The sequence below is a fragment of the Paenibacillus sp. FSL E2-0190 genome (assembly GCF_037992965.1).
GTDB classification, from domain to species: Bacteria; Bacillota; Bacilli; order Paenibacillales; family Paenibacillaceae; genus Paenibacillus_AQ; species Paenibacillus_AQ odorifer.
This window is the reverse complement of the sequence record NZ_CP150306.1, coordinates 1,942,850-1,961,956: the sequence shown is the minus strand read 5'-3', so window position 1 is coordinate 1,961,956 and position 19,107 is coordinate 1,942,850. Positions and strand designations below refer to the sequence as shown.

Genomic DNA, 19,107 nt, shown 5'->3' with positions numbered 1-19,107 from the left:
TCTACTCCTCCTCGTCCTGTGTATCTGTTCCTAACGATCTATTCTGCTCTAATTCTGGGTTCCCTTGAACAAACTTAGGAATATGTACACGGATCGTCGTTCCCGCACCCTTGCGGCTAATAATCTCCACTTGCCCACCCAGTTTCTCCGCCCGTTCGCGCATGGTGGTGAGACCGTAGGAGCCTTGTTTTTGCTGCACATGTTCAAAACCTTGACCGTCATCACTAATACTCAGCACAACTTGTCTTGATCCTTCACGCAGCGATAGACTCACCAGTCTAGCCCCGGCATGCTTCACGATATTCGCCATCGCCTCTTGAATAATTAGGAACAGCTGATGTTCGATTGCTTCCGATAACTCGCCCTGAAGTTCGAGCTCCTTCATTCCTTTTAAGCCATTCTGGCGGCAATAATCGGGAAACCATTTTTCCAGCGCCTCGAACAGATTTCGACCTTCCAGCTCCACCGGACGCAGTTGTGCAATTAATGCTCTCATTTGTTTTTGTGCCATCTGAGACATTGTAATCAACTGGTCCATGACCATTTGACCTTGAGCTTCATTAACCTTCAGCACTTTAGGCAGCGAAGAAGCCGACATATGGATGGCAAAAAGCTGTTGGCTCACCGTATCATGCAGATCCCGGGCCATACGCCTTCTTTCCTCCAACACCGCACTCTCCGCTGCCTGTTCCTTCTCAATAACCTCTTGTTCACCCAATCGCTGTAGAAGCTGCATCTTATTCTCGACCGTATCCATCATGACATTAAACTCGTGATACACTCGGGCAAAAGACTGATCGTCACTTTCTGGCATCCGTACGGACAGATTTCCTTTGGCGACCTGCAGCATATTCAGATCCAGATGATCAATCCGGCGCTGAATCCGCTGGCCTGCCATATAGCCGATAACTACAGTGAACAACACAATCCCGAGACATAAGTACAGCCACATCCGATAATCCTTCACTTCGATATAACCAAGGCAAGTGCCTGCATACATCAATCCTGCGCTTACCGCTCCAGTGAGCAAAAAGTAAAACAACAGCAACCATTTGGTATTACTGAAGATTGTCCCCATCTAACCCACCGTTTTAACTTTAATGTCACCTATAAATGCACTTACATTTATACGGACTTTTTTGCCTGCTTCTTTATAATAAGGAGTCTTGCACTGTACACTGCTCATAAAACCACTGCGAGACTGATCCAGAACTTCCATATCCCCGATAAAAGAACTGCTGTTCACCGAGATGCCAAGATCCATATCATTCGGAATGTACACTTTAATGTCGCCTATAAAAGCGGAAATATTAATCCTCGTTTCGCCATAAGCAATCTGTGCATTCGTCAGATCCAGTACGGTATCGCCGATAAACTGCGAGATATTCGTGTTCTTCAGTTGGAAATGCTCGCGCCCCATGTGGACATCTCCGATAAAAGCAGAACGATTGGTCGATTCCTTTTGATTATTTGATTCATGGAATTCCTCATGCCATTTACCATGTCTATGTGCATGACGCTCATGACGTTCCTGACGTCTGCGCTCGTGTCGTTCCTGCTTCTCTTGCCAACGTGCTTCAGCGCTGGACTTATAAGATCCTGTTTCGTCCTCATCGTCTTCTTCATCTTTTTGAAGATAGTCCTTCCAGTCGCGTTGACCAGAAGCCTTGCCGAATTTTTGCTCAAATTGTTCATCAAGTGTGGAATCCAGTGGTTTGGGCGGCTCCACATCTAGTGAGCTTTTTCCTGAAGGAAAGTGATCTGGTGGTGACGGTGGAGCTGGTGGCACAGGTGGTACTGAACCGCGTGGTTTAAAAATCACATAAAGTCCGCCGCCAATCAACATAACTGGAATGAACATTTTGAAAAAATCCCCGGCCGAAATATCGAACCAATCTAAATTCCGTCCAAGGAAAAACACTCCGATCGCCAGAAAGAAAAAGCCGCCGATAGGCGAAGAACCTTTGGATTGTCCATCCCCTGTACCTAAAAGCCGGTTCATTCCCATTAGTATCAAAATTACCGGCCAATAATTCGAAATCAGGTAACCTAAGCTGAAATCAGTGTAACCTAATTGTCTCAGTAGAAACATAGCTCCAATCCCTATCAGGATCAGGCCGCCTAAAACCTGGCTGGTGAACCTTCTTTTCATCATTCATTTCCCCTTTAAAGTAGTGGAACGCTCTCTTCTTCAATCTTATAGCCTTAGTCTACAGGAATGAAGTACTGAGAAACAGCGGCGAGAGAAGGAACTTCCCCTCAGTCTCTAGACTGAGATGAATGGGATAAAATTCTATTTACTCATTATATATGAAAAAAGACTGTCCCTCAGTAATTAACTGAATTGGACAGTCTCTTTTTTTCAGCAGTCTTCTGCTTCAGTCAGCGCATTATTGTTGCGGTTTCTGAGCTGGTTTAGAAGTATTTCCACTTTGCTTAGTAGCGCCGTCATTCTCAACAGCAAACTCAGCATTGTATTTTTCATTTGGTGTTTTGTAATTTTCTTGTACTTTAGATTTCTTGTTATTGGCCACGGAATTCACCTCCTTTTCTCTTATGCAGCATAGAATATGCTTACTAAGAGAACATCTCGGAAGAGGCAATTGCTTTGCCCCAGTCCGTATTATGGCAAGGTGATGTCACTATTATGCATGACCAAGTGAAAATAAGTTCAATCCCTTTAAATGGATTCTTCGAGCATGGATTGCGGTACTGCTTTGTAAGTCTCAATCGCTTGGCTCAGCTTCTTCAGCATGACTTCCGTACAAGTCCCGTTACCACGCTTAATGAGTTGAACTACAACTGATTTTTTGCCCCATTCCTTATACACCTGTTTCGTAGTAGCAAAATACAGATCAATCTTCCGCCCTTTAATAGCCGAGCCTGTATCAGCAACTATGGCATATCCATAGCCCGGTATATAAAGAATACTCCCCAGCGGCAAAACCTTAGGGTCAGCAGCAATGGTTGAGACTGTATTTTTGTCTCTGCGCACTTTTACCCCTGAATAGGTAATTCCATATTCGGGATGTTTAGATGTTTTACCTGTAGATTCATAACCCGCAGTGTATCCAGTCGCCATCACTTTCATTGAAGTAATGATCTGGTCTTCCGCAGGTGCGGCTACAGGAATAGAATTTGGTAACTGTTTGGAAGATCCGCTGCCACCGTTTGTTTTAGTGGTTGGAGCTTTGGTGCTCTGCGGTGCCTTCGTCGCTGCTGGTTTATTTTTTGTTGTTGCAGGTAATACAGGTGCGACGGAATGCGCCTCGTTTGACATAAGTGTGGCACGGCCAGTCGCAAGAATGACCTTATCATCTGTAGTTCTCATAAACACAGAATTAGCCTTGGTATATTGCAACTCGTTCGATAGCGTTTTGTTAATACCCGTGTGCTGTAAAGTGTCTCCTGTCCCAATGGCCCCTACTGCCTGTTGCTTAGATTCTGGAATGATTCCAGCAGCGGTCAATAGCAAAACGATGGTGACAAAAAGACACCAAAACCTCTGAAATATGCCCATTTTGTTCATGTGAAAAACCTCCCCCTTATTAGCGAAGGTTTCCCGATTCACAAAATTTTATACATGAAGATCAGAAGTTGATCCTCATTGGCATATAACAGAGGTCTTATTTAGACGTAATTTTGGTGTTGATAATTACAAGAAACTAGGAGATCACACGATCAGCAATTTCCTGAGACAAGAGCTCAATCACTTCTTGAAGCGGCTTAGCTCCAATGTCGCCTTCCCCGCGTTTACGGATGGAAACCGTCTGAGCGTTCATCTCATTCTCGCCAACTACGAACATGTATGGCAGTTTCTCAAGCTGAGCTTCGCGAATCTTATAACCCAGCTTCTCATTGCGGAGATCTGCTTCAGCAGAGATACCACGGCGACGCAGCTTGTCTGTAACTTCCTTGGCATAATCGTCGAACGCTGTCGATACAGGAATTACTTTAACCTGCTGTGGAGATAACCAAAGCGGCAGCGAGCCCGCAAAGTTCTCTAACAGGAAGGCAACGAAACGTTCCATTGTACCCAAGATTCCGCGGTGTAAAACGACTGGACGGTGTTTTTGACCATCATCGCCGATATATTCCAGTTCAAAACGTTCAGGCAGCAAGAAGTCGATTTGTACAGTAGACAGAGTCTCTTCTTTACCTAATACAGTCTTAATTTGCACATCAAGTTTAGGACCATAGAATGCAGCTTCGCCTTCTGCTTCGTAGAACGGCAGTCCAGCTTCCTCTACAACCTCACGCAACATCCGCTGTGCAGTTTCCCACATTTCGTCATTCGCATAATATTTCTCAGTATCCTTAGGATCACGATAGGACAACCGGAAACGGTAGTCATTAATACCAAAGTCACTGTATACCTGTTTAATCAATTCGATTACACGAATGAACTCGCCTTTAATTTGGTCTAGACGGCAGAAAATATGGGAGTCATTAAGAGTCATCGAGCGCACACGGTGTAAGCCAGTCAATGCGCCTGACATTTCATAACGGTGCTGGATACCAAGCTCAGCAATACGGATCGGCAGATCACGGTAGCTGTGCATCGAGCTCTTATAAATCATCATGTGATGCGGGCAGTTCATTGGACGAAGAACAAATTCTTCATTGTCGATAGTCATCTTAGGGAACATGTCCTCTTGATAGTGCTCCCAGTGTCCTGAAGTTTTGTACAGTTCAACATTACCCAGAACTGGTGTGTATACATGCTGATAGCCAAGACTTGCTTCCAGATCTACGATATAACGCTCCAGAATACTGCGCAATTTGGCACCCTTAGGCAACCAGATTGGCAAGCCTTGTCCTACCAATTGATTAAATGTAAAGATTTCAAGCTCTTTACCGAGCTTCCGGTGATCGCGTTTCTTCGCTTCTTCAAGCAGACGAAGATGCTCATCAAGCTGAGCTTTTTTAATCCAAGCTGTGCCGTATACGCGTTGAAGCATCTTATTCTTGCTATCGCCGCGCCAGTAAGCACCGGCTACATTCATCAATTTAAAGACTTTGATCTTAGCAGTCGACGGCACATGGGGTCCACGGCATAGGTCGAAGAATTCTCCTTGTTCATAGATAGAAATTACGCTATCTTCAGGCAATGCCTCGATCAATTCCAGCTTGTAAGGATCACCTAGCTCACCGAAAATTTCAAGTGCTTCCTTGCGGCTAACTTCTTTGCGCACGATCGGCAGGTTCTCCGAAATTATGCGGTCCATTTCCTTTTCGATTTTGAGCAAATCTTCAGGATTTAGAGGATGTTCCAGATCCATATCGTAGTAGAAGCCATCTTCAATGACCGGGCCTACACCAAGCTTAACTTCTTTTGTTCCGAACAAACGTCTAACCGCTTGAGCCATCAAGTGAGCTGTACTGTGGCGCATAACCTCCAGACCTTCCGGTGAATCCAAAGTTACGATCTCTACCAGTGCGCCCTCTTCAAGGGGAGTAGATAAATCTACAACGATACCGTTCAATTTCCCCGCTGCTGCATTTTTGCGCAGGCCACTGCTAATAGAAGCTGCTACATCATCAATACTGCTACCCTCTGCGTATTCACGGACAGAACCGTCCGGAAGCTTAATACTTACTGACATTGCTAATTCCTCCTTTATATAATTAAGCCTATGGGCCCTTTAACCTTTGCGGAACAATATTATCCACGCACACAAAAAAACGCCCGTCCCGCAAAGGGACGAGCGATTACACCCGTGGTTCCACCCAAATTCGATTCTCTCTAGCCTCCCTTGAAACCTCAAGCGGAGTAAAGATAGAATCCTTCGTAAGCATGGAGTAACGACCATGAACCGGCAGCTCTTACTATCCCATTACAGGGAGTTCAAAACCGCAGCTACAAAGGGGTAAATCGAAAGCAGGATGCCGGAGGAAATTTCAGCCTAAGTTTCCTCTCTCTGAACGGTCCAGAACAATCAACTCATATCTTCGTCAATGCTGTTAACGTGAATTATGGAGTAATTATAAATCTGTCCTCTCTGACAGTCAAGTCAGAAAAGGGTCCAAAATGATAGAAGCTCAGGCAGAAGACACACATAAGGACTGTTCTTGCAGCCAATACATGGATGCTGAAACAGCCCTTCTATGGTTATTCCTCTCGCCGTTTTTTTTCAGGTAAGCGGCCTGCACGTTTCAAAGACTCACGCAACAAGTATTCGATATGTCCGTTTACGCTGCGAAATTCCTCTCCCGCCCATCGTTCCAGCGCCTCATGTAAATCCGGATCAATCCGCAGTGGAAAGCTTTTCTTGGCCGCCATGATGCACCGCCTTAGTACAACGAGCCGGCGTTAATGACCGGACTCGCTCCGCGCTCCGACACGATCGCAACCATCAGATTATTAATCATCGCCGCTTTGCGTTCCTCATCAAGCTCAACCACGCCACTCTCTTTAAGCTGTTTAATCGCCATATCGACCATGCCCACGGCGCCTTCAACAATGATTTGACGAGCGGACAGAATTGCAGATGCTTGCTGACGTTGCAACATTGTACTGGCAATCTCTGTGGAATAAGCCAAGTGTGTGAGCCGCGCTTCAATGACCTCTACACCAGATATCGACAAACGTTCTTGCAGCTCGGTTGCCAATTCTTTAGCAATCTCATCTGCATTGGCCCGCAGGGACATGCCCGATTCATTGAAGTTATCATACGGGTATTTACTGGCCACATGACGCAGCGCTGTTTCACTTTGAATTTCCACAAACGCCATATATTTATCTACATCAAAAAGCGCTTTTGCAGAGTTAATTACCTTAAATACGATAACTGCAGCAATTTCAATCGGATTACCTTCCACATCATTAACCTTCAGCTTGACACTGTTAAAGTTACGTACGCGGAGGGAAACCGTCTTGCGCAAACTGAACGGAATGACTGCAAACAAGCCACTTGTCACGATAGTCCCTACATATTGCCCGAAAAAGGTAACTACAACCGACTTATTGGGCTGCACAACCGTAACACTTGTACATAATACCCCAGCTACAACGAACAGAATGACTGGCACTGCGACATACTCTTGAACCGCACCATAAATTCCCCCAGCTAAACAAACTGCAATTAAGGCGAGAACCCAAAATCCACTGACAGGACGAAGCGTTTTCTCTTTCATAGAAGCACCCCCACTAGATATTCTTTTGATATGATTATGATATCACTTTTGGATAATAATGTGAATGGGTAAAAAGAAATAAAAAAATAATTTTATGCTCACATTTATATAAAACTTCGTTAAAAGGCGTACTCCACACCAACCTTAGTTTGTGTAGTTAACATTAGTTCATAGTGTTCGTATACATCTGCTCTATCGGACACTGATGCTCTTATATGCCACATTTTCCGATTTTCCCTATGCTATCGGACCCCACAGACGCTATTGCACTAAAAACCAGCCTATATGAGGCTCTTTTCAAGGAATAGCGTCGCTGGGGTCCGAACCCCGACTCAAGAAGCGCTGAATTTGCAATTAAGGTCCACTGGGTCCGTACGCCTAGCGGATGATATAACAAGCGAAGATTCAGATGTGTTCTGCAATAAGACTTGCTAATGATCGTAAACCTAACCTTACAAAAAAACGCTTGATGCTCAGTAATCCACTTAAGGATTAACAAGCATCAAGCGTTGATTAATAATTAATATATATTAGTTCTGCATTACAAAATCATTATCAATCTTCGCATTAGGATCATCGAACACCCGCAGAATATCATAACGTGTATTCCGCTGTGCTGGAACTTTGCCTGCTTCGCGAATCAGCTGAGTAATCGACTCGATGTTTACCTTGTAAGTCGCACCCGCAGAAGATACTACGTTCTCTTCAATCATTGTGCTGCCGAAATCGTTGCAGCCATATTGCAAGGAGAGCTTGCCGACCTCTGGCCCCATAGTGACCCAAGAAGATTGGAAGTTCTTAATATTATCCAACACAAGGCGGCTGATCGCTACCGTCTTCAGATATTCCTCAGGCGTTTGTCTGTCCAGCTTCAGGTTGGTATTGTCCGGCTGGAATGTCCATGAGATAAAGGCCAAGAAACCTTCAGAATCATATTTGTTGGCAATACACTCATCCTGAGCCTCACGTACACGTAGTAAGTGCAAAGCTCGTTCTTCCATACTTTCTCCAAGCCCAATCACCATTGTAGCTGTTGTATTCATACCCACTTTATGTGCTGTCTGCATTACATCCATCCACTCGCGCCACGAGCCTTTTAGCCGGCTGATTTTGCGGCGTGTACGGTCATCAAGAATTTCTGCGCCTCCGCCTGGCAAGGAATCCAGACCCGCAGCATGAATTTCACGAACCACTTGTTCCAGTGGTAATCCTGATACTTCTTTCATCTTCATAATCTCCGCAGGAGAGAAGGAGTGCATTGTAATCTCAGGGAAACGTTGCTTAATTCCGCGCAGTATATCTGTATAGTAGCTAAATGGAAGGTTAGGATTAGTTCCACCTTGCATAAGAATTTCTGTACCATTAACAGCAATCGTTTCAGCAATTTTTTGATAAATCGTTTCATCTGGCAGCACATAGCCTTCATCCGAGCCTGGTCTGCGGTAAAAAGCGCAAAAACGGCAGTACACATCACATACATTCGTATAGTTAATATTACGGCCAATTACAAATGTGGCTAACGGGTCCGGATGCCAGCGTTCCATAATAGTGTTTGCAGCAGCACCCATTTTCTCAATTTCGTTGCTCTCGAATAGTCGGATGGTATCTTCCAATTGGAGACGGTCACCCCGCAGGGCTTTATCCAAAATAAGATCTATCGCACTCATCGTTCGCATCCTCCTTTTAAACCCTTAGGGATATGGTAGATTCACAAAATCACAAGAAAAATAACGTTGTCGTCCTTTAGAGATAACAACCGTTTCTCGTAGTAACATAAGGATAAAGTACAGTATGTAACTTATACCTTATATTTTAATAAATGAACAGTTCATTTCCTCATCGTATCACAATCTGAACAGCTTGAAAAACTTTTTACTTTCTTAGCAAGATACCATCCAGCAGAAAGAGTCCTTACATTGCTGCCTGCACCCGGTGAATCAAAATTCCTTGAGGCTGCCGGACACAGATGACGTTATTAGTTACTATTTAGCCTTTGGAGCATAGTTCTGGACTCCAGCGACGCTATTCCTTGACAAGAGACTCATGAAGGCTAGTTTTTAGCGCAATAGCTGCTGTGGAGTCCGTTAACATTCCAAATGTGTAATAATGCTGTGTCTAAGGTCAGCTGTGTCCAATAGCAAAAAGTCCAAAAAGAAGAGCTATCCCAGCAGCCAATTCCCGGCTTATGAGACAGCTCTATTTCATCCTGCGTCCAACACCAGCTCTAAATCAACGGTGAGATAGCTCCTCGATATTTCCCAGCATTCGGTGCCGATCTGGGTTGCCGTTACTTTTACTTCGTTTCGATTTCCGCACGCGCAGCCTCTAAAGCTTGACCAAGATCAGCAATTAGATCCTCCGCATGTTCAATGCCGACCGAGAAGCGCAGCAATCGATCATCTACACCCACCGCATTCCGAATTTCCACAGGAATATCCGCATGCGTCTGTACTGCAGGATAGGTCATTAGCGATTCAACCCCGCCGAGGCTCTCCGCGAAGGCAATAAGCCGGATATGACGAAGCAGAGGTTCTACGTATCTGGCATCTTTTAATTTGAAAGAAAAAATTCCGGTATTGCCCGAGGACTGGCGATTCTGGATTTCATATCCCGGATGATCCGGCAGACCTGGATGGAACACTTCCGCAATCGCCGGATGCCCTTGTAGATAGCGGGCAATTGCTAGCGCATTACTCTCGTGCCGTTCCATACGCAGGGCCAGTGTCTTCATGCCTCTCATCAGCTGATAACTGTCTGTTGGCCCAAGCACAGCGCCAATAGAGTTATGTAGAATCGCTATTTCAGCGGATAATTCAGCCCCTTTAGATACAATAAGACCAGCAAGTACATCATTGTGTCCGCCCAAATATTTGGTAGCACTATGGACTACAATGTCTGCACCTAATTCCAGAGGACGCTGGAAAAATGGAGTCAGCAGTGTATTGTCTACAATTGTGAGCAGCCCATGATGACGGGCCCAAGTAGCTACTGCTGCAATATCCGTAACCATCATCAAAGGATTCGTTGGCGTTTCAATAAATATCGCCTTCGTATTTGGAAGGCGTGAAGCCTCAAGCGCATCCAAATCATTCGTATCTACATAGGAAGCAGTGATTCCAAACTTGGACATAATTCGTTCCAACAAACGATAGGTCCCTCCGTAAAGATCCAGCGAAACGATCAAGTGATCGCCTTGCCCAAACAGGGTAAATATGGTTTGAATAGCTGCCATCCCAGAACTACAGGCAAAACCTGCATCACCAGACTCCAATTCCGCAGCCGCATTCTCTAGTACGGAACGGGTTGGACTTTTGGTACGGCTATAATCGAAACCTGTGCTCTGCCCAAGCTTCGGGTGACGGAATGCCGTAGCATTATAGATAGGAAAATTAATGGCTCCGGTAGCCGGATCTTCTTGTGAACCTATTTGTGCCAGTCTACTTTCAATCCTAAGTTTGTCGTCCATGATAAATGCCTCCTAAATTGTAATGTAGCGCTGATCTTAATAAACAATCGGGTCGATATCGTAAGGTGTCTCTTGATATACATAGTAATTGAGCCAATTAGAGAATAATAAGTTGGCATGTGCACGCCACACTGCAGGAGGTGTTCGTTCTGGATCATCTTTAGGGAAATAGTGTTTCGGCAAGGCCATCTCCATGCCCCTCTCCAAATCACGATCATATTCCCATTTCAAGGATAATGGATCGTATTCGGAATGTCCGGTCACAAATATTTGTTTGCCGTCGGTCGTAGCTACTAGATACATACCAGCTTCTTCGGATTCCGCCAGAATCTGCAGATCTGGATTGCTCTCAATATCTTCGCGGGAGACATCGGTATGACGGGAATGCGGTACATGGAATACCTCGTCAAAGCCGCGCAGCAATTTAATGTTATTTTGATTAATCGTATGGGAGAATACTCCAAAACATTTTTCAGGCAAAGCTACTTTACGAACACCAAAATGATGATACAACCCTGCCTGCGCCGCCCAACAGATATGCATGGTCGAGGTCACATTATCCTTGCTCCATTCAAAAATCTCTTTTAGCTCTTCCCAATAGGATACTTCCTCAAACTCCATTTGCTCTACGGGTGCTCCTGTAACAATAAGACCATCCAAACGGCGGTGGCTGATCTCGTCAAAAGTTTTGTAAAAGCTTCTCAAATGCTCAGCAGAAGTATTCTTAGAAGTATGTGAGCGTGGATGCAGCAAGGTAACGTCAACCTGTAGCGGTGAATTTCCTATTAAACGCAGCAATTGAGTCTCCGTCGTTTCTTTAGTCGGCATGAGATTCAGAATAGCAATCCTTAGTGGACGGATATCCTGATGGAAAGCCAAACTATCATCCATCACAAAAATATTTTCACCGGATAGTATTTCTTTTGCTGGTAAACTGTCGGGAATTTTAATTGGCATTGTCTTTCCACTCCTTAACTGTATTTAGGTTATGTTGTCACATCGCGGCTTTCTGAACAATAAAAAGACCTTTCTCGGAAAACGAGAAAGGTCATATCTACAGTCATATGCGCCTCTCTCATCTGCCAGAAACTTTTGGACGAGGTTTAGTCGTCAGCAAAGTTCCGCAAGAATTAGCACCGTGCGTTCACACGCCGGTTGCCGGGTTTCATAGGGCTAGTCCCTCCACCTGCTCTTGATAAGATTTAGCTGTATTCAGTTTAAACTTCTTTAAAATTTACTTTAAATCATGAACCTCCTTTTCGTCAAGTCCATACAATGCTGAAGTAGCCTCAAAGTAACAATAAATTTGCTTGAAAGAGGCATACTCCGTTGTTATACTAGACAAGTATTTCATACCTGAACGAAAAGAAGAGGTGAGAAGAAGAATGGAAGGCGACCCGAGCTCGCAATTAAGTGTACAGAATGAGCAACCACACAGGATAATCATCAGCTTGCCGGCGGCGGGAGCAGTTCTTCTTCATGCCCTCGAATCGTCATTCGGCCTCTTGTATTGATTGTAACGCCGGCCAAGCTGATTTTTTCTCTGTGCTTAATTAGCAGTCCCTGGTGAAGACCCGGGGATAGAAGGAGTGGAATCAGATGAAAATCCGGCTGGTGAATGCAGGGGTTTTTACACCTATTGATGAAATTGATGAAACATTGACACCCCCAACAGAAGGGTTCTATTGGATTGATGCAGATGTGGAGGATTTGGAGCTGCTTCAGCCCCTGTTCAACCTGCATGATCTCGCTGTTGAGGATTGCCTTAGTGAAGAGGATCAACGTCCAAAGATCGAAATATACGAAAGTCATTACTTTATTGTTGTAAACAGCATCCGCTTTGATGATGAGGAAATCTTCCTGCGGGCGCTCAATATATTCTTGGGCAGACATTATATTATTACTGTAACGAAACAAAAGATTCACGAGCTACGCGTCCTGAAGCCCATGTTATGGGAACAAGAGGTTAGCGAACCCGACCAATTCCTTTACCTGCTTATCGACCTTGTCGTAGATAATTATTTCTCCGTAGGTGACCGAATTGAAGCCCGGATTGAGAAGCTTGAAGAGGATATCCTAATGCATACCAAGAAATCTCATCTGAGTGAGATTATCGGTCTGCGAAGTGAGATCTTATGGTTAAAGAAGATGCTGGGACCACAGAAAGAGGTTATCAATACCCTGAATAAAAAAGACCTCCGTCTGATTGATGATCAGCTGCAGAAATACTTTAGCGACATTTATGAAAATGCAGTTAAAATATCCGAAACCTTTGAGACGTACCGCGATCTCATGGGCAACTTACGTGAGGCCTACCAATCCAGTATCGCCAACCGCGCCAATGAAATTATGAGAGTATTTACCGCGATTACAACGATATTCATGCCTTTGACCGTAATTACCGGAATCTATGGGATGAACTTTGATCATATGCCGGAATTGCATACGAAATACGGTTATTTTGCCGTTATAGGTCTAATGTTGACGTTAGGCTGTGGGATGCTGTATGTATTCCGCAAGAAAGAATGGCTATGAAAATAAACGGACGAATAGGCAAGACGAAGGCCCTTTAACCCTATGGTGTAAGGAAGCCTTCGTCTTTTTGATATGATAAAAAGCTACTAGAAACTGGTCGCCATGCCCACTTTAGGAGCTTGCTCCCGCCGGAAACGAATGCGGATCAGCCGCAGACGTTCATAATAGCTATCCAGCCCTTCTGCTGCTGAAAAATCCTCCCCATACACCTTATGCAGCACTGGCTTTAGAAAAAGATCTCCTACCTCTGCATAGGCATTCCATATCGCCTCCTGCTCATTCTGCGGCACATTTCTCAGTTCTACCTCGATCAGTTTCTCCACGCAATAACCTTCTCTTTCCAGCTCCTCTATCGCTTCAATCAGTTCGCGACGGTTCACTCCACTGTTCACCTTAAGCTGTTCTAACCCTAACCCATTCTCGATCCCTTGCAGCAGAATTCGCCGTAATCGCAGTCTTTCTAGCTGTTTCTTATATTTGACCTCTTTCTGTTTATAGAGCCAGGATACAAAAGAATCCTCCTCAATTTCTTGGTGTACCCAATTCAAAGGAAAGGAGTGTTCCCTTGCAGCCGTAGAGGTTATAGCCAACCAATCCGTGCCATATTGGGCTACCTTTCCTTCCCCTACACCAGGGATCTGCAGCAGCTCCTCTGGTGTATGTGGCAAGAAAGTGCTTATCAAACGTAACAAACGATTGCTGGCAAGAATGTAAGGGGCTTTCCGTTCACTAGAAGCTCGGCTGCGGCGCCAAGCACATAACTCCTCATATATAGCTTCGTTCCCATTATATTCACTGTAATATTGCAGCCTTAGCTGCTCCTGATTACGCCCGGTAAGGCCGTCTTCTTCATGAAATACGCCATCAATCAACGGTCGATAGCCATCCCCCATCTTCACCGCCAGCTCATGCCTGTAAACACAAAGCATTTCATTCCATGAACCACCCGCGTACCACAAATGCTCCTGTGTTTCCTCACCGCCTGAAAAATCACGCCAGCCCAGACTCCACACTCCTTCTTCCTCTCCAATCCATAGCTGAGCGAACACCTCTTGATCCACCCCGGATATTCTGGATAAGCGATTCATAAATACAATTTGCATATTCATCCCTGCCTTTCTAGTCTTCAGCAAGCACTATACCTACCGGTCTGAGCTACTTATTCGCTGATGTGAATGCCACACTGTCAGACTCGGAAAACGCAAAAAAGCACCACTCTCACGATAAACGTGAAAGAGGTGCTCCCTCATTAAATGCTATACTGTTAGATCCTACAATACCATATATTTCCTAACAGTCAATATCTTTTTATACTAGTTTCTTGCCAAAGCTAAAGTTGCCAGTCCAATCGCACCTGCAAGTCCTGCATTATCTCCAAGCTGCGGTGGCACAACATAATTATCGATGTCGGTATTTAGCGCTGGATGCTGAACATAACCCTTCAGCAGCTCCTGCAGCTTGGTACGAATTAGCGGGAACAAGTGGCTTTGCTTCATGACACCACCGCCCATTACGATTTTTTCGGGAGACAGAATCAACACGTAATTCATAAGTGCATGTGCAAGATAATGAGCTTCCATATCCCAAGCTGGATGGTCAACAGGCAGCTCGCCTGCTGGTTGTCCCCAGCGTTTGCCAATCCCCGGACCTGCGGCTAACCCTTCAAGGCAATCGCCATGATAAGGGCAGTAGCCCTCAAACGTGTCCTCTGGATGTCTGCGAACTAGAATATGTCCCATCTCAGGATGAGACAATCCATGCACCATCTGACCTCCAACTACTGCTCCCGCTCCAATGCCTGTCCCAACCGTAATATAAAGGCAGCTGTCCAGACCTTTAGCCGCTCCCCATTTACTTTCCGCAAGCGCTGCACCATTCACATCCGTATCAAAACCTATCGGCACGTTAAATTGCTCAGCCATTGTACCTACCAAATTATATTGTCCCCAGTGAGGTTTTGGTGTCGTTGTTATGTAACCATAAGTAGGGCTGTCCAGCACGGGATCAATCGGTCCAAACGATCCAATACCAAAAGCTTCTACATTCTTCCCATTAAAATAGTCAATTACGAGTCCCATCGTTTCTTCCGGTGTTGTTGTCGGAAAGCTAACTCGGTCCAGAATGGTACCGTCCTCATAACCAATTCCGCATACAAACTTCGTTCCGCCTGCTTCAATCGCTCCCAATAACTTCATAGCAACTATCTCCCTTCTCCATTAAGCAATAATCCGCCATCCAGTTTGAAAATAAAAATTAATATAAAATAAAACAATCAACAGCCCTTATTATACGTTGGATGAAGCGCTATCACAATAATAAAACTCCCTTCATGCTTTTTTGCATGAAGGGAGACTCTCCTTAACCCAGATCACCTAACTCAATCTGTACAATTCCCCGTTCGTCCTGCACCTCAGCGATCAAATGCATCAGGCTGCCAAATTCCAGTTCTTGAAATTTACGCGCGGCTGTTTCCCGTTGTAATTGCCATAAAGCTTCCGCCAGCTCACAGACCACAGGCACATCACAACGGATTTCAGCCAGCTCTCTTGATAGATGCAGCATATCAAGGTCGGCTTCAATTTTGGACCGTACACCTTTAGGGAGCAAGTGAAGATTCTCAATTACACCTTCAACTGTACCGTATTCCGTTAACAGCTTCAGCGCGGTTTTCTCACCAATCCCTTTTACACCAGGGTAATTATCACTTGTATCGCCCATAAAGCCCTTCAGGTCAATAACCTGTCTAGGGGTTAGACCTTTATCCTCAAGCAATTCTGCAAGGTCATAAACTTTATAGTTGGAGCGTCCTTTTTTCATAATGACGACCTTAACATTCTCATCAATAAGCTGCAGCATATCATGGTCACCCGTCAGAATGTAAACCTCAGAATTATCGCTGTAACAGGATGCTAGCGTACCAATGCAATCATCTGCTTCATAGCCGGCAAGACCGATGTTTGGCACACCTAGCTCAGCCACTACTTCTTTTACTAGATCAAATTGCGGAATTAATTCCAGCGGAGCTTCGATCCGGTTGGATTTGTATCCATCATATTTCTCGGTACGGAACGTTCCTTTACCCATATCCCAGCAGCATACGACATGAGAAGGCTCAAACGTACTTACTGCATCAAAAAAATACTGCAAAAATCCATATACCGCATTCGTCGGTAAACCTTCCTTTGTCTTGCGAATATATCCTCCATAAGAGGTCGCATAAAAGGCCCGGAACAGCAGAGCCATTCCATCTACAAGCATTACCCGGCCCGTTGTATCTGTTCTCACTTATAAACCTCTCCCTTGATCGTTGTATTGATATTAAACATTAGTCCAAGTATCGGCATATTGGTCTTCTTTGAATCCCACCGTAACTTTAACTCCATCCGTGACAATCGGACGTTTGATCAGCATCCCGTGGCTTGAGAGCAGCTCTAACTTCTCCTGTTCCGTAAGCTGGGGCAGCTTGTCCTTCAGACCTAATGATTTATATACTTCACCGCTTGTATTAAAAAACTTCTTCAGCTCAAGGCCGCTGTTCGCGAGCAGCTCACGCAGCTCGTCCACCGTAGGTGGCTGCTCTGCGATGTGCTGAAGCTCCAGCTCATGACCTTGTCCCTGCAACCATTTCACTGCGCTGCGGCAGGTGCTGCATTTGGGATATTGATATACTTTTAATTTGCTCATGCTGTGCTCCTTTAATAATCGGCTAATAATATCGTAACTATGGGGAATGTTTGGACTTTCGGCCGCTGTTGTCTACAGATTTCTTCAATTTTACCGTTAAACACGTTTGAAATCCGCAGACAAAGGCGGTCGCTATCGCTCCTACAGTTCCAATCCTCCCCTTCGCCACACCATCGCCTGAATCATAATTTTATCACAAATCCACTGTCGGACCTTGCTCCAATATTTTCTCCAAGGCTGCCATGTCAGGTGGCAACGGGGCTTCGAAAATCATTTTTTGCAGAAGCACCGGGTGCTTGAACGTCAGACGGACTGCGTGCAGCGCCTGACGCGGTATGGAAGCATCGAGTGCTGCAACGGTCTCCAATTGCTCGCTTTGAGTTGAAGTCAATTCTGGTAGATTGTACAGCTCATGACGGTACATGCTGTCCCCAATCAGCGGACAGCCGATTGAGGTCATATGGACCCGAATCTGATGCGTACGCCCACTCTCCAGCTTTAGTTCAACTCTAGAGCCAGCTGAATACACCTGCTTAACCTCATATCGGGTTAGGGAAGGATATCCATCCGGTGTCACGATACGCCGATGTGGCTCCTCAGGATCACGATCGATAGGGCCGTCGATATCGCCGGATAACTCCGCAGGAACCCCGTGAACAAATGCAGCGTAACGCTTATCCACAGTACCGGCGATCATCTGCTCGGAAATATGCTGATGGCTGTAAGGATTTTTGGCGATCACTAACACACCGGAGGTCTCCTGATCCAGACGGTGAACAGGCCGGAAACGGAAGCGTTCATTCTTCTGTGCCCAATAATAAACCACACCATTGGCAAGCGTGTCGGTGTAATGTCCATGTGTGGGATGAACTATAATTCCCGCTGCCTTGTTAACCACTAGCAGATGTTCATCTTCAAATAAAATCTCAAATGGAATCGGCTGCGGCAAAATATCATCCGAAGTCTCCGTTTCCATGCGAATCTGCACGGTATCTCCTGCCTTTACATGCACACTAATGTATACACGTTCACCGTTTAATGTAATGCCTTGCTCCGTCTGCTTCAGGCGAGAGAGCAGCTTGCGTGAGACATCCATCCGTTTGTGCAGGATGGTCTTCAGCAGGAAGTCATCCTCTTCAGGCGGTATGATATAAGTAATGGGTGAATAATAGCTTGTCATATTAGTCTCGGAACACCTTTTTACTGCGGATGTATTCTACATCAGTAATCCCTGACCGTGTATTAGCCGTTCTAGCCAAAGCAAAAAAATAATCCGACAATCGATTGAGATAAATCACCGCTTCTGGGTTAATATCCGCAGTTCGCCCTAAGGTAACCGCCCGGCGTTCTGCACGACGGCAAACCGTGCGGCATACATGTAGAACCGAAGCCAGCTGACTACCTCCTGGCAGGATAAATTTCTCAAGTGGCGGATTCTCCTCTTGTAGAGTATCTATCCAGCCTTCCAGCCGCTGAGCCATCTCACTTGTCACCATATATTGACCACCATCAGCAAGTCTAACAAATGCTAAATCCGTGCCGCAATCAAACAGCTCATGCTGTATTTCGAGCAATTGCTCGCGGACATCGTCGAAATTATCACTTTCCATCAGGCTTCGTGCTTGCCCTACAAAACAATTCAGCTCATCGATCGTTCCGTAGGCCTCGACGCGGACATCATCCTTGCCGACCCGGCCGCCAATCACTGAGGTCTGACCTGCATCACCCGTACGTGTATAAATCGCCATGGTTTAAGCCTCCTATCCATTCTTAAAAAACATATACTGATAGTTTAAGCTTTCTGCTATAAGGAAGGCAATAAAGATAGCAAATTAAGAGTATACACAAAAACACCATCATTAGTAAGAGTGCACAACAAAAAGAGGACCCTAGGGTCCTCTCAAGAGCATTCAGCAGCACTATTTTCCAGCTGGACGCCCCTTCATGTACTCATTTATTTTGAGGTCCAATAAACTGCTAATTTCAATCACATTATCCGAAGTGAATGATTTTTCCTGCAGGAAAAGCTGCTCCATCTTGCTGCGGAGTATTCTAATTTCATCTTCCAGAGAGAGTATGCGAGCAGAAGCATCACCCTTGGGGGGTATTTTCCCATTTCCAGAGAAACATTTCCCACCATAGGAAGGTAAGTAATAATCGGCGCTAAGCACAATCATCCCTCCCAAAAGTATTATTGAGCGCGTGCTGCAAAAGAGCATAAAAGTTAAATAAAGCAACTTCAAAGCAACGCTTAGTTCCAGAGTAAATGGTTCCTTGTAAGTTCT

General features: G+C 45.1%; 18 protein-coding genes and 1 riboswitch. Of the genes, 1 reads left to right on the top strand and 17 read right to left on the bottom strand.

The window, feature by feature from the left end:
* Position 1 precedes the first annotated feature (1 nt).
* From NST25_RS08345 to metA, 10 genes are all read right to left on the bottom strand, one after another.
* Entirely contained in the window at positions 2-1,078 is a 1,077-nt protein-coding gene (locus tag NST25_RS08345; protein ID WP_076126420.1) for a sensor histidine kinase, read from the bottom strand.
* Positions 1,079-2,155 (bottom strand): cell wall-active antibiotics response protein LiaF, encoded by a 1,077-nt coding sequence (gene liaF, locus NST25_RS08340; RefSeq protein ID WP_305953552.1) that lies wholly within the window; start codon positions 2,153-2,155, stop codon positions 1,079-1,081.
* A gap of 235 nt (positions 2,156-2,390) precedes the next feature.
* A complete protein-coding gene (locus NST25_RS08335) occupies positions 2,391-2,534 on the bottom strand; it encodes a hypothetical protein (protein ID WP_156113077.1) in 144 nt (47 codons plus the stop codon).
* 146 nt (positions 2,535-2,680) lie between these two features.
* Entirely contained in the window at positions 2,681-3,529 is an 849-nt protein-coding gene (locus NST25_RS08330; RefSeq protein ID WP_254847635.1) for a 3D domain-containing protein, read from the bottom strand.
* 136 nt (positions 3,530-3,665) lie between these two features.
* The gene (thrS, locus tag NST25_RS08325; protein WP_076135889.1) at positions 3,666-5,606 is read right to left on the bottom strand and encodes a threonine--tRNA ligase; all 1,941 of its coding nucleotides are present in this window, start codon (positions 5,604-5,606) and stop codon (positions 3,666-3,668) included.
* Positions 5,607-6,112: 506 nt separating this feature from the next.
* Positions 6,113-6,283, bottom strand: coding sequence for a toxin-antitoxin system HicB family antitoxin (locus tag NST25_RS08320; protein WP_036684471.1), 171 nt, complete (start codon positions 6,281-6,283; stop codon positions 6,113-6,115).
* Positions 6,284-6,294: 11 nt separating this feature from the next.
* A complete protein-coding gene (locus NST25_RS08315) occupies positions 6,295-7,137 on the bottom strand; it encodes an SPFH domain-containing protein (protein WP_036684473.1) in 843 nt (280 codons plus the stop codon).
* A gap of 530 nt (positions 7,138-7,667) precedes the next feature.
* The gene (mqnC, locus tag NST25_RS08310; protein ID WP_076126414.1) at positions 7,668-8,804 is read right to left on the bottom strand and encodes a cyclic dehypoxanthinyl futalosine synthase; all 1,137 of its coding nucleotides are present in this window, start codon (positions 8,802-8,804) and stop codon (positions 7,668-7,670) included.
* A 626-nt stretch (positions 8,805-9,430) separates the two neighbouring features.
* Positions 9,431-10,603 carry a PLP-dependent transferase gene (locus tag NST25_RS08305; RefSeq protein ID WP_076126412.1) on the bottom strand — a complete coding sequence of 391 codons (1,173 nt, stop codon included), beginning with the start codon at positions 10,601-10,603 and terminating at the stop codon, positions 9,431-9,433.
* Between the two features lie 36 nt (positions 10,604-10,639).
* Positions 10,640-11,560: a homoserine O-succinyltransferase gene (gene metA / locus NST25_RS08300; protein ID WP_076126410.1), complete on the bottom strand. Its 921-nt coding sequence runs from the start codon at positions 11,558-11,560 to the stop codon at positions 10,640-10,642.
* Positions 11,561-11,675: 115 nt separating this feature from the next.
* A riboswitch (SAM riboswitch) is annotated at positions 11,676-11,805 on the bottom strand.
* A gap of 397 nt (positions 11,806-12,202) precedes the next feature.
* Here metA and corA point away from each other — a divergent pair.
* Positions 12,203-13,138: a magnesium/cobalt transporter CorA gene (gene corA / locus NST25_RS08295; protein ID WP_036684479.1), complete on the top strand. Its 936-nt coding sequence runs from the start codon at positions 12,203-12,205 to the stop codon at positions 13,136-13,138.
* An 86-nt stretch (positions 13,139-13,224) separates the two neighbouring features.
* Here corA and NST25_RS08290 read toward each other — a convergent pair whose 3' ends face one another.
* The 7 genes from NST25_RS08290 to NST25_RS08260 all read right to left on the bottom strand — a co-directional run bounded on the left by NST25_RS08290 (position 13,225) and on the right by NST25_RS08260 (position 18,930).
* A complete protein-coding gene (locus NST25_RS08290) occupies positions 13,225-14,241 on the bottom strand; it encodes an HRDC domain-containing protein (RefSeq protein WP_340393761.1) in 1,017 nt (338 codons plus the stop codon).
* 210 nt (positions 14,242-14,451) lie between these two features.
* Positions 14,452-15,333 (bottom strand): ROK family protein, encoded by an 882-nt coding sequence (locus NST25_RS08285; RefSeq protein ID WP_051491338.1) that lies wholly within the window; start codon positions 15,331-15,333, stop codon positions 14,452-14,454.
* A 163-nt stretch (positions 15,334-15,496) separates the two neighbouring features.
* The gene (locus tag NST25_RS08280) at positions 15,497-16,396 is read right to left on the bottom strand and encodes a 5'-3' exonuclease H3TH domain-containing protein (RefSeq protein WP_076126491.1); all 900 of its coding nucleotides are present in this window, start codon (positions 16,394-16,396) and stop codon (positions 15,497-15,499) included.
* A gap of 60 nt (positions 16,397-16,456) precedes the next feature.
* Positions 16,457-16,822, bottom strand: a complete 366-nt coding sequence (locus NST25_RS08275) for an arsenate reductase family protein (RefSeq protein ID WP_038569540.1) — start codon at positions 16,820-16,822, stop codon at positions 16,457-16,459.
* A 193-nt stretch (positions 16,823-17,015) separates the two neighbouring features.
* Positions 17,016-18,002 carry an RluA family pseudouridine synthase gene (locus NST25_RS08270; protein WP_340034193.1) on the bottom strand — a complete coding sequence of 329 codons (987 nt, stop codon included), beginning with the start codon at positions 18,000-18,002 and terminating at the stop codon, positions 17,016-17,018.
* 1 nt (position 18,003) lies between these two features.
* Entirely contained in the window at positions 18,004-18,570 is a 567-nt protein-coding gene (locus NST25_RS08265; protein ID WP_076126402.1) for a cob(I)yrinic acid a,c-diamide adenosyltransferase, read from the bottom strand.
* A 171-nt stretch (positions 18,571-18,741) separates the two neighbouring features.
* Positions 18,742-18,930 carry an aspartyl-phosphate phosphatase Spo0E family protein gene (locus NST25_RS08260; protein ID WP_232061510.1) on the bottom strand — a complete coding sequence of 63 codons (189 nt, stop codon included), beginning with the start codon at positions 18,928-18,930 and terminating at the stop codon, positions 18,742-18,744.
* Positions 18,931-19,107: the final 177 nt, after the last annotated feature.

Excerpts from the sequence above, each read along its gene's own strand:
- NST25_RS08345 (WP_076126420.1), bottom strand. The coding sequence starts at position 1,078 with ATGGGGACAATCTTCAGTAATACCAAATGGTTGCTGTTGTTTTACTTT.
- liaF (WP_305953552.1), bottom strand. The coding sequence starts at position 2,155 with ATGATGAAAAGAAGGTTCACCAGCCAGGTTTTAGGCGGCCTGATCCTG.
- NST25_RS08330 (WP_254847635.1), bottom strand. The coding sequence starts at position 3,529 with ATGAACAAAATGGGCATATTTCAGAGGTTTTGGTGTCTTTTTGTCACC.
- thrS (WP_076135889.1), bottom strand. The coding sequence starts at position 5,606 with ATGTCAGTAAGTATTAAGCTTCCGGACGGTTCTGTCCGTGAATACGCA.
- NST25_RS08320 (WP_036684471.1), bottom strand. The coding sequence starts at position 6,283 with ATGGCGGCCAAGAAAAGCTTTCCACTGCGGATTGATCCGGATTTACAT.
- NST25_RS08315 (WP_036684473.1), bottom strand. The coding sequence starts at position 7,137 with ATGAAAGAGAAAACGCTTCGTCCTGTCAGTGGATTTTGGGTTCTCGCC.
- mqnC (WP_076126414.1), bottom strand. The coding sequence starts at position 8,804 with ATGAGTGCGATAGATCTTATTTTGGATAAAGCCCTGCGGGGTGACCGT.
- NST25_RS08305 (WP_076126412.1), bottom strand. The coding sequence starts at position 10,603 with ATGGACGACAAACTTAGGATTGAAAGTAGACTGGCACAAATAGGTTCA.
- metA (WP_076126410.1), bottom strand. The coding sequence starts at position 11,560 with ATGCCAATTAAAATTCCCGACAGTTTACCAGCAAAAGAAATACTATCC.
- corA (WP_036684479.1), top strand. The coding sequence starts at position 12,203 with ATGAAAATCCGGCTGGTGAATGCAGGGGTTTTTACACCTATTGATGAA.
- NST25_RS08290 (WP_340393761.1), bottom strand. The coding sequence starts at position 14,241 with ATGCAAATTGTATTTATGAATCGCTTATCCAGAATATCCGGGGTGGAT.
- NST25_RS08285 (WP_051491338.1), bottom strand. The coding sequence starts at position 15,333 with ATGAAGTTATTGGGAGCGATTGAAGCAGGCGGAACGAAGTTTGTATGC.
- NST25_RS08280 (WP_076126491.1), bottom strand. The coding sequence starts at position 16,396 with ATGCTTGTAGATGGAATGGCTCTGCTGTTCCGGGCCTTTTATGCGACC.
- NST25_RS08275 (WP_038569540.1), bottom strand. The coding sequence starts at position 16,822 with ATGAGCAAATTAAAAGTATATCAATATCCCAAATGCAGCACCTGCCGC.
- NST25_RS08270 (WP_340034193.1), bottom strand. The coding sequence starts at position 18,002 with ATGACAAGCTATTATTCACCCATTACTTATATCATACCGCCTGAAGAG.
- NST25_RS08265 (WP_076126402.1), bottom strand. The coding sequence starts at position 18,570 with ATGGCGATTTATACACGTACGGGTGATGCAGGTCAGACCTCAGTGATT.